Genomic DNA, 13415 nt, shown 5'->3' on the forward strand with positions numbered 1-13415 from the left:
CTCGGGGAAAGTGTTGGTGGAAAGGCGCTGGTGCACCAGGCCCAGCGCCGAGACGCAGCGCTCATCCTGCAGATCCAGATAGTAGGTGCTCACCTGATCGGCCAGCAACAAGCCTTTGTAAATCACGGTGCGGCTCGACATGCTGGGCACGTAATACTCTTTGCTGTGCTTGAGTTGCAGGTTCTGGATGGCGGCGCTGGCGGTCTTGCGGATCACATACAGCTTGCGCTCCAGCGCGTCCTGCACGATCACATCGTTGCCGCGGCCAATAAACAGTTGTTTGAGAACCGGCTCTTTCAGGCGCACGGTGGGCGACATCGGCATCTCGCGGTTCACCGGCACATCGCGCCAGCCCAGCAACACTTGGCCCTCGGCCTTGATGGCGCGCTCCAACTCTTCCTCGCAGGCGAGCCGGCTGGCGTGCTCCTTGGGCAAAAAGATCATGCCCACGCCATATTCGCCAAACGGGGGCAGCGTGACGCCCTGCGCGGCCATTTCTTCGCGGTACAGCGCGTCGGGCAACTGAATCAAGATGCCCGCACCGTCGCCCATCAGCTTGTCGGCGCCGACGGCACCCCGATGGTCCAGGTTCTCCAGAATCTTCAAGGCGTTTTGAACGATGTCATGCGACTTGACGCCTTTGATGTGCGCCACAAAACCCACGCCGCACGCATCGTGCTCCTGGGTGGATGAATACAAACCGTGTTCCTGGAGATGTTTGATCTCGGCAGCCCTTGTCATGGCGCGCTCCTAAAAATTGTGAGAATGCTGAAGAATACCGCAGCGCAACAAAAGTTCCAAGCACAATAATTGGGGTCAGATTCCAATTATTTATTGAATTTATCACATGACAAATAATTGGGGACACATCAAAATAATAGCGACTTATGCAGTATCCACGGGGGCTATCGTCTAATTTTGTATATTTTTCTGAATGGAAACCGGTCGCCCCGCGCTGATCTTGGCAAGCCGGCGCTGCGTTCTTTTTTGTAACTCAGCGACAAAATCGGGTTCGCCCAACGCCCAGCCGCGCAAAACGCTGTCGGTCAACGCCGCGTGTTGCGCCGGGTTGAGGTCGCCTTGCACCAACTCCGCATAGGCGGCTTCGCGCGCAAACGGCGTGTTGCCCAGCTCCCACACCAGCGGGTGCGGGGTGATCAGCTTGTCACTGCGCAGACCGGTGTAGTGGCCGTAGCTTGACCACGGATAGTCAGCCGCGTGCCTCACCAGCCCGGCGCGCACCGGATTGAGGTCGATGTAGACCATGCAGGCCAGCAAATAGCGTTCGGTCTGGATCAGGGTGGATTTGTAGCGACCTTCCCACAGGGTGCCGCTGCGCTTTTGGCTGTCGTTGAAATAGCGCACATAACGCCGACCCACCGCCTGCATCATCTGCGGCAGGCCGTCCGCGGTGTGTGGTGTGGCCAGCAGATGGAAGTGGTTGCTCATCAAGACATAGGCATGAACGGCAACGTCGTACTTCCTGGCGTTTTCCGCCAGCAGGTCGAGCATGGTCTGATAGTCCGCCTTTGTCGCAAAAATCGCCTGCCGGTTGTTGCCACGCTGGATGATGTGATGCGGATAGCCGGGCAGGGTAAGGCGGGGCAGGCGGGCCATGGTTCTCCAGATGGAAGCGTTAAGTCAAGTCAGCCGGGACCGCATTGGCGCAATGCTGCAAAATACATAGCTAACTACGCATATTCGACGGGGGCTGGATGGCAAAAAGGCTTGTAGACTTGCGCAAGGCCCGGCCAATCCGCTTGTTGTCATCTCAGTGCCCGGGTGACTCGCACCTTGCCACCGGTGGTGACCAGAACGACCGCATCGCCGGGAAGCAAGGTCTGGTTGCCCTTGGCTTGCACGATGGCGCGCCGGCTGCCATTCCTGAGTTGCACCAGGATTTCGACCGCTTCTTCCTGCGTGCCCATGCGCTCGATCGCATTGCCCGCAACCGCCCCGACCACGGCTCCCAAGACGCCCACAACGGCATTTTCACGCCGCCCGCCCACGCTGGAGCCGGCAATGCCGCCGACCACGCCGCCCGCCGCTGCGCCCGCGCCAGACTGACTGCCATCGACCGTGACCGGGCGAACGCTCAATACAGTGGCATCTATCACCTCGGACATGCGCTGGGCATCACCGCGCTGGATGACATCCGGGCTGCTGGTGGCACAGCCCCCCAGCAGAACAAGCAGACTCATGGTCAACAAAACTTTCATTCCTTACCCCTTGCGTTAAAGTCAATTTGACAGCCGAAAGCGCGTTTCGTTCAACTGCGCCAGACCAAATTCTTGCAGAATTGCCTGCAAGCGCTCCGCCGCCGCGCGCTTTTTCTGACCCGTGTAGCGCGCCAGTATGAGCTCGTTCTTCATGCTGTGCTCCCAGCCCACCAACTCGGTCACCGTGACCTGATAGCCCGATGCCTCCAGGTACAGGCAGCGCAGCACGTTGGTGATCTGGCTGCCCAACTCGCGCGTGTGCAGCGGGTGACGCCACAGCTCGGCCAGCGGCGTGCGTGCCAGCGACAGTGCTTTGTGCTGGTTCAGGCAGCGCGCAATTTCTGCCTGGCAGCAAGGCACCAGCACCATGAAGCGAGCGTGCTTTTGCAGCCCAAAGGCAATGGCATCGTCAGTGGCGGTGTCGCAGGCATGCAAGGCGGTCACCATGTCAATGCGCTCGGGCAATTGGTCAGACTGCGCCGACTCGGCCACGCTCAAATTCAAAAATGACATGCGATCAAAGCCCAGTCGGTCGGCGAGCTCACGCGACTTTTGCACCAGCTCAGGGCGGGTTTCAATGCCGTAAATATGGCCGGTCGTGCGTGCCTTGAAAAACAGGTCGTACAGGATGAAGCCCAGATACGACTTGCCCGCGCCATGGTCGGCGAGCAGGATGCCGCCCGGTTGATCAGCCAGCTCAAGCAGCAGTTTCTCGATAAAGCCAAACAAGTGGTAGACCTGCTTGAGCTTGCGTCGCGAGTCCTGGTTGAGCTTGCCCTCTCGGGTCAGAATGTGCAGCTCTTTGAGCAGCGCCAGTGACTGTCCCGGCCGGATTTCGTCGGCCAGCGCTTGCGGGGCTGGCGTTTTGTTTTGCTTCTTCATGCGTCTTTGCTACCGTGCGGCGCCGTCGCCGGCGGCTCAATCTCTGGCGAAGCCGCCGGGCCGCCGCCTGAGCGACCAACCCCCAACGCGGCCCAGCCTTCGACCCCGAGCCGCTTCATGGTTTGCATGTTCACCTCATAAATGCTTTCGGCATCCGGAAAAGCCGCCACGGCGCGGTCGATGCTGTCTTCGCGCAGCAAGTGCAAGGTGGGGTAGGGCGAACGGTTGGTGTAATTGGTGATCTCATCTTCTGACGTTCCCGCGAACTGGAACAGCGGGTGCAAAGGGGCGATCTGCAAAATTCCGTCAAGCGCCAGATCGACCAAAGCCTGATCGGCTTCGGCCAGGAAATCATTGAAGTCCAGAAAATCCGCCAGGCCCTCAGACAGTATCAAAAGTGTAGTGTCCCGCTCAGACGCATCAAGGGCTAGCAGCTGTTTCAGCTCAAATTCAAGATCTTGCAAAAGGGCTGGGGAGGTGGTGGCGTGACTCACGGCGTAGTGCACCTGCCCCTTGACGTGCACGCCCTTGGCAAACGGGCACAGGTTCAAGCCGATCACGGCGCGCTCAAGCCAGGCGCGGGTGTCATCGATGGCTACTTGTGACGGGACAGGCATGTCAATTTCTCAATTAAAAACAAAGCGGCTGGCCTGACCCACAATCATCTTGGCCAGTTCGTCCAGCAGCGGGCTTTGAATCTGCGCAGCCGGGTAGGTGGCGGTCAGCACTTCGAAAGCCTGCAGGTTGGCCAGGCGAAACAACAAGTTGGCAGCTTCGTGATCAGGGGTGATGGTGATGCCTGCGCGCGCCTCGGTGCTGTAGTCAAAGCGAACCGCCTGCAAGGTGTTTTTCTCCGGGTGGCGGACGTGGACACGGTCATGCGGTACGCTACCCGCCGCCAGGCGTGATTCAATGCGCTGCAAGTCCGGTGGAAAATTGGCACTGACGCTGCCCGCCACCGGCGCACCGTCAATCGGCACCAGACGCCAGCCCAGGGCAATGTAGTCAAACACCTCCTGGTCGCGCAGCGTTTTCTTGCGCGCGTCCACCTGAAAATCAACCAGCTTCATGGCCGGCCAGGGCGTTTTGCTGCTCAGACTCAGTGACGGGCCGCTGGGGGCAATCACATTGAGCTGTTTGGCCAGTTCGGCGACATATAACCAGACGGTTGTTGCCGCCGCTTCGGTCAGCCGGGTATTGGCCTCACGCTGGAGGAGGTCCACGCTTTGGACCGACTGCAAAGCGCGGGCCTGCGACTTAAGCTGATTGAGAAAACTCACACGGGCTCCCGGATGCTCTTGATGGTTGGCACCAATTATCACAGCAGCTTCACGCCCGTGAGACGCTCGTGCTCGCGTGCGGCAAAACGGTCGGTCATGCCGGCGATGTAGTCGGCCACCACGCGCGCGCTGGCACTCAGGGGGTCCGGTGCGCCTCTGGCGGCCTCAGCCCGCGCTAGAAAGCCTTCACCCATTTCCTGCGGCTGTTCCAGATAGGCCTTGAACAGCTCATGCACGATTTGCTGGGCCTGGTTCATGGTCTGCATGACCTGGGGATGACGGTACAACTGGTGCAGCAAAAATGTTTTGAGCGCTTGTGATTTGAGCCGCATGTCCGGGCCAAACTGAACCAAAGGCGCCTGTTGCCGCACCGCCGCCACGCTGGTTGGTGCGGCTGTCTCCAGCGCTGCGGTGGTCGCGGCAATGACGTCGTGCACCTGCGCGGTGAGCATGCGCCGGGTCGCTTCGTAGAGCAGGCGCCGACCTTGGGCTGCATCCTGCAACTGCGGGTACTCGGCCAGAGCTTCGCGCCTGAAATCGTCAAACAGGGCCACCGCTTCAAGCTGCTCCAGCGTGATCAGGCCAGAGCGCACACCGTCGTCGATGTCGTGCGCGTTGTAGGCAATCTCGTCGGCCAGGTTGCACAACTGCGCCTCCAGGCTGGGTTGCGTGCCATCCAGGAAACGCAGGCCGACGCCACCGGGCTCCTTCATTTCAAGCACTTGCGCGTTGCTGCGTGAACAGTGTTTGAGAATGCCTTCGCGCGTCTCGAACGTTAGGTTCAGGCCGTCAAACTGGGGGTAGCGCTCCTCCAGGTGATCGACCACGCGCAGGCTTTGCAGGTTGTGCTCAAAGCCGCCAAGGGCGGTCATACAGTCGTTGAGCGCATCCTGCCCGGCGTGGCCAAACGGCGTGTGTCCGAGGTCGTGCGCCAGCGCAATGGCTTCGACCAGGTCTTCATTCAACCGCAAAGAGCGAGCCACCGAGCGCCCCAGTTGCGCCACCTCCAGCGAGTGCGTCAGGCGGGTGCGAAACAGGTCGCCTTCGTGGTTGACGAACACCTGCGTCTTGTACACCAGCCGCCTGAAAGCGGTGCTGTGCACGATGCGGTCGCGGTCGCGCTGGTACTCGGTGCGCGTCAGGGCCGGGGCTTGGGGGTAATGGCGACCGCGCGATTGGGCGGGATCGCAGGCGTAGCAGGCGAGTGTCATAAATTTATAATAAATCGGGCCCTAACCCCCGTCGCATATGCCTTAGTAGCTACTATTTTTATAGTAGTCAGGCGCAGCAATCATGGATGACTTCACGCACCAGTGCATCCGGTGCGCTGCGCACGCTGGCGTTGCCTGGGCCATCGATCACGACAAATTTGATCTCGCCGCCTTCGGCCTTCTTGTCCAGTCGCATCAGTTCCAGGTAGCGCCCGGCATTGTCGGAGGCTGACAATTGCGGCCCCTTGATGGGCAAGCCGGCTTTTTGAATCAGCGTGGTCAGACGTTGCACCAGCGCTGCATCAATCAGCCCCAGTTTGAGCGACAGATGGGCCGCCATCACCATGCCGCAGCCCACAGCCTCGCCATGCAACCACTCGCCGTAGCCTAGCCCGGCCTCAATCGCGTGACCAAAGGTGTGACCAAAGTTGAGGATGGCACGCAGGCCCGCCTCGCGTTCGTCTTGCGCCACCACCCAGGCCTTGATTTCGCAACTGCGTTTGACGGCGTGCGCCAATGCCTGCGGCTCGCGGGCCATGAGGGCGTCGATATGGGCCTCAATCCAGACCAGAAATTCCAGGTCGGCAATCGGGCCGTATTTGATGACTTCGGCCAGCCCGGCACTGAGCTCGCGCGCGGGAAGCGTCTTGAGCGTGTCCAGGTCACACACCACTTTGAGCGGCTGGTAAAAGGCGCCAATCATGTTCTTGCCCAGCGGATGGTTGATGCCGGTCTTGCCACCCACCGACGAATCAACCTGCGCCAGCAGTGTCGTGGGCACCTGCACAAACGGAACACCGCGCATGTAGCTGGCAGCCGCAAAACCTGTCATGTCGCCGACCACGCCGCCACCCAGCGCAAACAGAATGGTTTTGCGGTCGCAACCGTGCGACAGCAAGGCATCAAAAATCAGGTTCAGTGTCTGCCAGGTCTTGAACGCCTCGCCGTCGGGTAGCACGACGGTGTGGATGTGTTTGAACTTACCCAGCAAAGCGCTCTGCAGGCGCTCGGCATAGAGCGGCCCGACCGTGGTGTTGGTCACGATCAGCGCGCTGCTGGCGGCGGGCAATTCGGTGTAGCTCAGGGGGTTGTCAAACAGCGAGCCGCGAATGGCGATGTGGTAGCTGCGGCTTTGCAGGTCAATGGCAACGGTTTGGAGGTCGGTGGCGTTCATGGGGGTGAGTTTAGGGGCTTGAGAGGCACACCCGCCAACTCCAGCTGCATCACGATCATGTTAACCAGGGTGGCGACCGATGGGCGACCGGTCTCGATGATGAAGTGCGCGGTTTCCCGGTAGAGCGGGTCGCGCAGCGTGTGCAGGTCACGCAGACGCGTCAGGGGGTCGGCGACCTGCAACAAAGGCCGGTTCACATCATGGCGCAGGCGCCGGAACAGCTCGTCAGGCGAGGAATTGAGGTACACCACCCGGCAACGTTCGCGCAGGTGCTTGCGGTTGGCGGGCCGCAAAATCACGCCACCACCGGTTGATACAACCCCCGTTTGTTTTTGCGTGAGTTCGTCGATGACCGATTCTTCGAGATCGCGGAACCGGTCTTCGCCCTCGCGCTCGAAATACTCACGGATTGAGCAGCCCAGTTGCTGCTCAATCACATGGTCGGAGTCAAAGAAGGGGACCTGCAGCCGCCGGGCGAGTTGACGCCCGACGGTGGATTTGCCGGAGCCGGGCAGGCCGATGAGGGCGATCATGTTAAATGATGTAAGGCACACGCACACCTTGGGCCGAGGGTGAAAAATCTTTGCTGTTGCGTGTAATCAGCAAGCGCTGGTTGACCAGCGCGGTGGCCCAAATGATGGCATCAGGTAATTTAATTTTTATGGATTTGCGCAGCGCAACAGCCTTGACGGATACCGGTGTATCCACTGGCAATACCGTGAATCCAAGCAAAAAATGATCTACAGCAAGCTGATCGATCGGCGTCGCGCCAACCTGAACTTCCATCCAGGTCACGATGGAAATGGCTTTGTCCGCGTAAAGAGCCAACTCTGCCCGGGCCTGGGTCATTCCGTTGAGATAGTCAATCAGGATGTTGGTGTCAAAAAGGGCCTTCACCATTCGCCCCGCAAGCGCTGCTGGTAGGCCAGGCCATTCTCTTTCTTGGTGGCCCACAGGCCAAACGCGGCATCTGATGGTGGTTCAGATTTGAATTTCTCAAGGTATTGAGACACCGCCTGACGAATGAGCTCAGCACGCGACACCCGCTTGATATCCGACAGTGCATCAAGCGCCTGAAAATCCTGATCCGATAAACCAACCAACGTGCGTTTCATATGACCCCTTTAGATATCACTCTTTGATATCATAGCAGAGCACAAAAAAAGAGCAGCCCAATGGCTGCTCAATCACATGGTCGGAGTCAAAGAAGGGGAGTTGCAGCCGCCGGGCGAGCTGACGCCCGACGGTGGACTTGCCGGAGCCGGGGAGGCCGATGAGGGCGATCACACAAAAGCTAAAGCTTAAAAACTGTAAGGCGATGCCGGGAGCGAACAAATTGGAGTTGTATCTGGCACGGTCGCAGCTAAGCGGAATATCGTTGATTTGGTGGCCTCTGTGCCATTGGAGCTAACGGTAGCGGTCAGTCTATCGACGACCCATAAGGCCGAACCTTTCAGGTAAGTCAAATTAAACGCTGCAGTGCCGTTTACATCTGTTGTCACAGTCGCAGGAATTCCTCCGCCATCTGAGTTGGGCGGCGTTAAACCAGTGTCCACGTTCCCAGTTACGAGAGGCGCGGTGGTTGGACAAGATCCAGCATCAGTAGCTGTAGCGAGCAGAGTACGCGTCCCGTCCTCACCCGCATCCAAGGACCCATTCCCGTTCACATCTTCCGAGCAATAGGTGGCGACAATTGCGCAGGGTGTACCCGTACTGAATGCAACAGGCCGCATACGCAAAGTCACAACCTGACCAGACACAGGATTGTTATTGGCATCTGTTACCTGCACCGAATATGCCTGCACATATAACGTTTTGTCTGAGCTTTCACTCAATACAGAAGCCGGTCCAAAAGCTACCGATAAAGCCTGACCACCAATTGTCAAGAGTACATCGGTACCAGAGGGCGCAGTACCAGTTTGGACCGCGGCACCTGGAATCGCTGCGCTGACAGCTATGCCGTTAGAAATGGATGCGGCAGTTCCGGCCGTGAACGTTGCAACCGCAACACCAGCGCTATTTGTATAAGCCAGCGCTGGGGATAAAAATTCGCCAGCCCCCGGCCCACCTATCATCGAAAACTGAATCGGCACATTTGCCACTGCTTGATCTGTTACTCCATTAGAGGAAATAGCCCGTGCAGTAAGTGTTAGGGAATTTTGGTTCCCTCCAACCGGTGACAATGGCACCGTCGTTTGACTCGCATTGAGAAGTATCTTGTTGGCTGCTGACACTGGTGGAGACACCACGAGCGTGACATTCGTAGTATTCGATAGACTATCAATAACTGTGACCGTTGCTGTACCGGCCTGCGCTGACTTCAGAGTCGCTGACGCCGTACCCCCAACCACACTCACACTTTGACTCGTAAGTCCATTTGAAAAAGTACCTACCGTCGTCGCAAAGGTCACTGAAGTGGCACCCGCCGGAGCTGATACAGCAATGACTGCGGGAGTGTTTGTGATCAACACCGAGTTGTTAGCCGGGGAAGTTACCGCTAAGACAGCAGCTGGCGCGCCAGCAACAAACGGTTGAGATTTGGCATCACCCAGTGCCGATACGTTGACTGTGGTATTTCCTGCTGCCAAAGCAGACACGGTAACTTTCGCTTGGCCAGAACTGTTTGTTTTGACCGATGCAGCACTTAAACCAAGTATCAATGGATCAGTAGCGGCAAATGACACATCCACTCCAGACATAACGGTCCCGGAAAAATTCTTGATCGTGGCCGTCAGCGTAGAAGTCGTGCCGCCAACAATCAGTGATGTGCCACCTGAATTGGTCAACATAACGCTGGCCCCCACGACTTTGACTTGAGCGGTCGCTGGCACTGCTGCGCAACCAGAACAGGATGCAGTGACAGTGGTTAATCGATTTGTCTGATCAGATGATGCTGCAGTCATGGTCACCGTGGCACCGGTCGCGCCATTTGCACCAGTTGCAGTGGTTACAACCGATGGCGTGCTTAAGATCACACCATTCGTAGCTGCCAGGTCAATCGTTGCTCCAGCTACAGACGCATTGCCGCTTGTCAATGCATAAAGCGTCAAAGTCACAGTGGATGTTCCATCCGCATTCAGTACTGCTGGACTGGAGTTGATGCTGATAGATGAAACACTCAAATTTGCTGCTGCCGGCGAGCTCGCTGCCGGAGTGGGTGCTGGAGTTCCACCTGACGTTGTTCCCGGATTTCCCCCGCCCCCACCGCAAGCCGTCAGTGCCACCGCAACTGTCAATCCGACAAAAAATTTCAATAACTTCATATCCATCTTCCTGTAATTCATTGTTTATAGAGAAAACTCAGCGTGCTGCCCGGTCCGCCACCACCTTGGGCGTGATGAAGACCAGCATTTCTTGCTTGTTTGCAATTTTGGAACGACTCTTGAAAAGATTGCCTATACCAGGCAAATCACCGAGCAGGGGTACTTTGGTTTCATCTTCAGTTTCGGTCAATTCGAAAATACCGCCAATCACCACGGTGCCGCCGTTTTCAACCAGCACCTGGGTCTTGATGTGTTTGGTATTGATGGCAAAGCCAGCTGCGGTGGACTGGCCAACGGTGTCTTTGTTCACATCCAGATCCAGGATGATGTTGCCTTCGGGGGTGATTTGCGGCGTGACTTCCAGTTTCAAATTGGCTTTGCGAAAGGCAATGGCGGTGGCGCCACTGGAAGAGGCTACCTGATAGGGCAGCTCCGTGCCTTGTTCAATCAGCGCCTTGATCTGATCCGCGGTGACCACGCGCGGGCTTGAGACCACCTTGCCTTTGCCATCGGCTTCCAGTGCCGATAGTTCCAGATTGAGAAAACGGTTGGCGGCCGAACTGAAGATTGAGAGTGCAAAAGTCGCCGGGTTATAGCCACCCTGACCGACGGCAGGCAGATTGACGAAATTACTGGTCAGGTCAACGACGCCGCCCGCGCCGCTGCTGGCCACCGCATTGCCATAGCTGGTGCCAAAGGCGACACGATTGTCGCCAGAGAGTTGATAGCCGCCATCGCCGCCTCTTTGTGCCCGCAAATCATTGCCACCCAACTTGACACCGAGCGATTTACCAAAGGTGTCCGACGCCTCCACAATGCGCGCTTCAATCAGCACCTGGCGAACCGGAATGTCGAGTTTGGCGATCAGTTGCTGCACTTGTTCGAGTTTGCTGGGGATGTCGGTCACAAACAACTGGTTCGTGCGGGCCTCTGAAATGGTGCTGCCGCGTGAGCTCAACATGCGCGAGCTGTTGGCGCCGGTGCCACCGCCGGTGGCGGTCAGCTGGGCGGCAACTTCTGCCGCCTTGGTGTAATTCAGCTGGAAAGACTGTGTACGCAAGGGCTCCAGACTTTGCAGCGAGGCGACCGACTCAAGCTCCAGCTTTTCCTTGGCGTTGATTTCATCTTTGGGTGCAATCCAGAGCACGTTGCCGGTTTTGCGCATGCCCAGACCCTTGGCTTGCAGGATGATATCGAGCGCCTGATCCCAGGGAACGTCTTGCAGACGCAGGGTGACGGAACCGTTGACCGAGTCCGAGGTAATGATATTGAAATTGGTGAAGTCGGCAATCACCTGCAACAGCGAGCGCACTTCAATGTTCTGGAAATTCAGGGACAGCTTTTGCCCACTGTAGCCAGGTCCCTGCGTCAATTTGGAGGTGTCCGCTTTCACCGGCTTGACTTCCACCACAAACTGGTCATCAGTTTGGTAGGCACTGTGCACCCATTGCCCTTTGGGCTCAATCACCATGCGCACGCGGTCACCGACTGCGAATGTCGTCACGGTTTGTACCGGGGTACCAAAATCAGTCACGTCCAGACGCCGCCGCATGCCCTCGGGCAAGGTGGATTTCATGAACTCGACCACCAGCGTTGCCCCCTGCTGGCGAATGTCGACGCCGACCTGGCTGTTGGGCAGCGACACCACAACGCGGCCCGAGCCTTCTTCACCGCGACGGAAATCCAGGTCTTTCAGCGGTAGGGTGTCGCGGCTGCGGTTTTCTGCAAAAACCGGGGTGGCAGACGCTGCCGGTGCGGCGAGCGCCACAGCATCCAGCACCACCAACAACGATTTACCCTGCAACTGGGCCTTGTAGGCGGTGGCTTGTTTCAGATTCAGCACCACGCGGGTTCGATCCCCCGCCTGCACCACACTGACCGACCTCAAATTGCCTTGATTGATCTCGACGGTGGAACGGCCCATGGCGCTGGTAACGCCCGGAAAATCAAGCGCAATTCTGGCAGGGGACCGGATCGAAAAACCGGTTGGGACAGCCGCCAATGGCTGCGTCAGGTCGATTCTGACGACCTCCACACCGCCTTGAATCGATCCCGACACCGACTCAATCGCACTCTGGGCCTGCGCGCCAAGTGCCAGCAACATGAGCCACGCTGCCAGTAAAACCTGTTGCCACATGCGCTTTGCCATCGAGTAGTTTTGATTGTTCATTTTGATTTCTCTTGCAGCTGCAAAGTAGCGGGGCGTTCAATCCATTCGCCCACTGCGTCTTGCACAATTTCACGTAGCGTGACTTCGGTCTCGGTGATTTTGGTTACGCGTCCATAGTTTTGTCCGAGATGATTGCCCGGTTTTACCTGGTACAGCAAATTGTCGACCCTGACCAGTGCGACCGGCTGGCCCGCTTTGGTCAAGCTGCCCACCAAGGCCATGGCATCCAGGGGGAAGGCTTCCAGGGCTTCGTGGCGGCGCGCCAATTCGGGGGCGATCAAGGCGCCGCTGCTGACCGATTGTGTGGACTCGCGCTTGAGGGCCTGGGTCAGTTTCTGGTTGCTGAAAGGTTCAGTCGCCGTGACCTGGGTGTAGCTTTCCGGCTTGAATTGCTTGGGCTCGGAGATGGGGGCGACTTTGGGGTGGGTCTGGCTCTTTTGATCGCTCATCCATTGACGCAATTCATCCTCGCCAGTGGGACCGCAAGCAGCCAGCGTCAGCAGCACGCTCGTAAGGATCAGTTTATGCACAGGCATCATTTCTTGGCTCCTTTCGGAGTTGCCTTGCGCTGCGCCGCCACTTCATCGGCATCCAGATAACGGAAGGTCTTGGCCGTGGCGTCCATCGCCAAAGTTCCTTCTTTGCCCGGCAAGATCGTTAAATTGTTGAGTGTCACGATGCGGGAAAGATTGGCAATGTCTGAAGCAAAAGCGCCGATGTCGTGATAGCGACCGGTGACACGCACGGCAATGGGTAACTCGGCATAGTAATCTTTGACAGTCACTTGCCCGGGGCGAAATAGATCGAACTGGAGGCTGCGCCCCAAGCCGGCCTGATTGATGTCGGACAGCAAAGCGTCCATCTCGGCTTTGCTTGGGAGTTGCTTCTCGAGCTGAGTTACATACTGCAGAACCTGCTCGCGTTGCTTTTTCAGCGCCTCGAGGTTGACCGCCTTACCCAGCTTGACCTTGTACTCTTCGCGCAGCTTGACTTCAGTGGCCTGCTCGGTAGCTAATTCTTCTTCAGACGTGTTGAGCCACAGAAACCAAAGTATCACCACGACCAGGGCGGAAATGACGACAAACATCAGATAGCGCGGAAGCGCGGGCCAGTTGGATGGGTCTTTGGGATCGAGGTTGCGAAATTGTCGAAATAGCTTTTCCTGCAGGGCCGGAAAATCGAAATTCAATGCGGGTTTGCTTGCCATGATGCCTTG

Annotated in this window: 14 protein-coding genes and 2 pseudogenes; all 16 read right to left on the reverse strand. The window is 57.7% G+C overall.

Annotation, left to right across the window (positions count from 1 at the left end; translation table 11 throughout):
* Positions 1 to 741 (reverse strand): annotated as a pseudogene (locus WA157_RS05905) (glutamate synthase subunit alpha); the annotation flags it as partial.
* Positions 742 to 912: 171 nt separating this feature from the next.
* A complete protein-coding gene (locus WA157_RS05910) occupies positions 913 to 1617 on the reverse strand; it encodes an REP-associated tyrosine transposase (protein WP_422620084.1) in 705 nt (234 codons plus the stop codon).
* 149 nt (positions 1618 to 1766) lie between these two features.
* Positions 1767 to 2219, reverse strand: a complete 453-nt coding sequence (locus tag WA157_RS05915) for a glycine zipper 2TM domain-containing protein (protein ID WP_422620085.1) — start codon at positions 2217 to 2219, stop codon at positions 1767 to 1769.
* 21 nt (positions 2220 to 2240) lie between these two features.
* A complete protein-coding gene (locus WA157_RS05920; protein ID WP_422620086.1) occupies positions 2241 to 3101 on the reverse strand; it encodes a class I SAM-dependent methyltransferase in 861 nt (286 codons plus the stop codon).
* Entirely contained in the window at positions 3098 to 3718 is a 621-nt protein-coding gene (locus tag WA157_RS05925) for a DUF1415 domain-containing protein (protein WP_422620087.1), read from the reverse strand. Before WA157_RS05925 ends, WA157_RS05920 begins: the two co-directional genes overlap by 4 nt.
* A 9-nt stretch (positions 3719 to 3727) precedes the next feature.
* Complete coding sequence (locus tag WA157_RS05930) at positions 3728 to 4381, reverse strand: hypothetical protein (protein WP_422620088.1); 654 nt, start codon at positions 4379 to 4381, stop codon at positions 3728 to 3730.
* Positions 4382 to 4419: 38 nt separating this feature from the next.
* Positions 4420 to 5592 carry a deoxyguanosinetriphosphate triphosphohydrolase gene (locus WA157_RS05935; protein ID WP_422620089.1) on the reverse strand — a complete coding sequence of 391 codons (1173 nt, stop codon included), beginning with the start codon at positions 5590 to 5592 and terminating at the stop codon, positions 4420 to 4422.
* Positions 5593 to 5659: 67 nt separating this feature from the next.
* Positions 5660 to 6766 carry a 3-dehydroquinate synthase gene (gene aroB / locus WA157_RS05940; protein ID WP_422620090.1) on the reverse strand — a complete coding sequence of 369 codons (1107 nt, stop codon included), beginning with the start codon at positions 6764 to 6766 and terminating at the stop codon, positions 5660 to 5662.
* Positions 6763 to 7299, reverse strand: coding sequence for a shikimate kinase (locus WA157_RS05945; protein ID WP_422620091.1), 537 nt, complete (start codon positions 7297 to 7299; stop codon positions 6763 to 6765). The genes aroB and WA157_RS05945 overlap by 4 nt, the downstream gene beginning before the upstream one ends.
* 1 nt (position 7300) lies before the next feature.
* A complete protein-coding gene (locus WA157_RS05950; RefSeq protein ID WP_422620120.1) occupies positions 7301 to 7666 on the reverse strand; it encodes a type II toxin-antitoxin system VapC family toxin in 366 nt (121 codons plus the stop codon).
* Positions 7660 to 7881: a ribbon-helix-helix domain-containing protein gene (locus WA157_RS05955; RefSeq protein ID WP_422620092.1), complete on the reverse strand. Its 222-nt coding sequence runs from the start codon at positions 7879 to 7881 to the stop codon at positions 7660 to 7662. Before WA157_RS05955 ends, WA157_RS05950 begins: the two co-directional genes overlap by 7 nt.
* 49 nt (positions 7882 to 7930) lie before the next feature.
* Positions 7931 to 8053, reverse strand: a pseudogene (locus tag WA157_RS05960) (shikimate kinase); the annotation flags it as partial.
* Between the two features lie 14 nt (positions 8054 to 8067).
* Positions 8068 to 10029: a beta strand repeat-containing protein gene (locus WA157_RS05965; protein WP_422620093.1), complete on the reverse strand. Its 1962-nt coding sequence runs from the start codon at positions 10027 to 10029 to the stop codon at positions 8068 to 8070.
* Positions 10030 to 10066: 37 nt separating this feature from the next.
* Positions 10067 to 12199 (reverse strand): type IV pilus secretin PilQ, encoded by a 2133-nt coding sequence (gene pilQ / locus WA157_RS05970; RefSeq protein ID WP_422620094.1) that lies wholly within the window; start codon positions 12197 to 12199, stop codon positions 10067 to 10069.
* Positions 12196 to 12738, reverse strand: coding sequence for a pilus assembly protein PilP (locus WA157_RS05975; RefSeq protein ID WP_422620095.1), 543 nt, complete (start codon positions 12736 to 12738; stop codon positions 12196 to 12198). Before WA157_RS05975 ends, pilQ begins: the two co-directional genes overlap by 4 nt.
* Positions 12735 to 13406, reverse strand: coding sequence for a type 4a pilus biogenesis protein PilO (locus WA157_RS05980; RefSeq protein ID WP_422620096.1), 672 nt, complete (start codon positions 13404 to 13406; stop codon positions 12735 to 12737). The genes WA157_RS05975 and WA157_RS05980 overlap by 4 nt, the downstream gene beginning before the upstream one ends.
* Between the last annotated feature and the right edge of the window lie 9 nt (positions 13407 to 13415).

It is taken from the genome of Rhodoferax ferrireducens (assembly GCF_049302455.1).
GTDB lineage: Bacteria > Pseudomonadota > Gammaproteobacteria > Burkholderiales > Burkholderiaceae_C > Rhodoferax > Rhodoferax ferrireducens_B.

What these genes read in the sequence shown, in the direction of transcription:
- WA157_RS05920 (WP_422620086.1), bottom strand. Translation starts at nt 3,101, where the DNA reads ATGAAGAAGCAAAACAAAACGCCAGCCCCGCAAGCGCTGGCCGACGAA.
- WA157_RS05955 (WP_422620092.1), bottom strand. Translation starts at nt 7,881, where the DNA reads ATGAAACGCACGTTGGTTGGTTTATCGGATCAGGATTTTCAGGCGCTT.
- WA157_RS05950 (WP_422620120.1), bottom strand. Translation starts at nt 7,666, where the DNA reads ATGGTGAAGGCCCTTTTTGACACCAACATCCTGATTGACTATCTCAAC.
- WA157_RS05975 (WP_422620095.1), bottom strand. Translation starts at nt 12,738, where the DNA reads ATGATGCCTGTGCATAAACTGATCCTTACGAGCGTGCTGCTGACGCTG.
- WA157_RS05925 (WP_422620087.1), bottom strand. Translation starts at nt 3,718, where the DNA reads ATGCCTGTCCCGTCACAAGTAGCCATCGATGACACCCGCGCCTGGCTT.
- pilQ (WP_422620094.1), bottom strand. Translation starts at nt 12,199, where the DNA reads ATGAACAATCAAAACTACTCGATGGCAAAGCGCATGTGGCAACAGGTT.
- WA157_RS05910 (WP_422620084.1), bottom strand. Translation starts at nt 1,617, where the DNA reads ATGGCCCGCCTGCCCCGCCTTACCCTGCCCGGCTATCCGCATCACATC.
- aroB (WP_422620090.1), bottom strand. Translation starts at nt 6,766, where the DNA reads ATGAACGCCACCGACCTCCAAACCGTTGCCATTGACCTGCAAAGCCGC.
- WA157_RS05945 (WP_422620091.1), bottom strand. Translation starts at nt 7,299, where the DNA reads ATGATCGCCCTCATCGGCCTGCCCGGCTCCGGCAAATCCACCGTCGGG.
- WA157_RS05980 (WP_422620096.1), bottom strand. Translation starts at nt 13,406, where the DNA reads ATGGCAAGCAAACCCGCATTGAATTTCGATTTTCCGGCCCTGCAGGAA.
- WA157_RS05915 (WP_422620085.1), bottom strand. Translation starts at nt 2,219, where the DNA reads ATGAAAGTTTTGTTGACCATGAGTCTGCTTGTTCTGCTGGGGGGCTGT.
- WA157_RS05965 (WP_422620093.1), bottom strand. Translation starts at nt 10,029, where the DNA reads ATGAAGTTATTGAAATTTTTTGTCGGATTGACAGTTGCGGTGGCACTG.
- WA157_RS05935 (WP_422620089.1), bottom strand. Translation starts at nt 5,592, where the DNA reads ATGACACTCGCCTGCTACGCCTGCGATCCCGCCCAATCGCGCGGTCGC.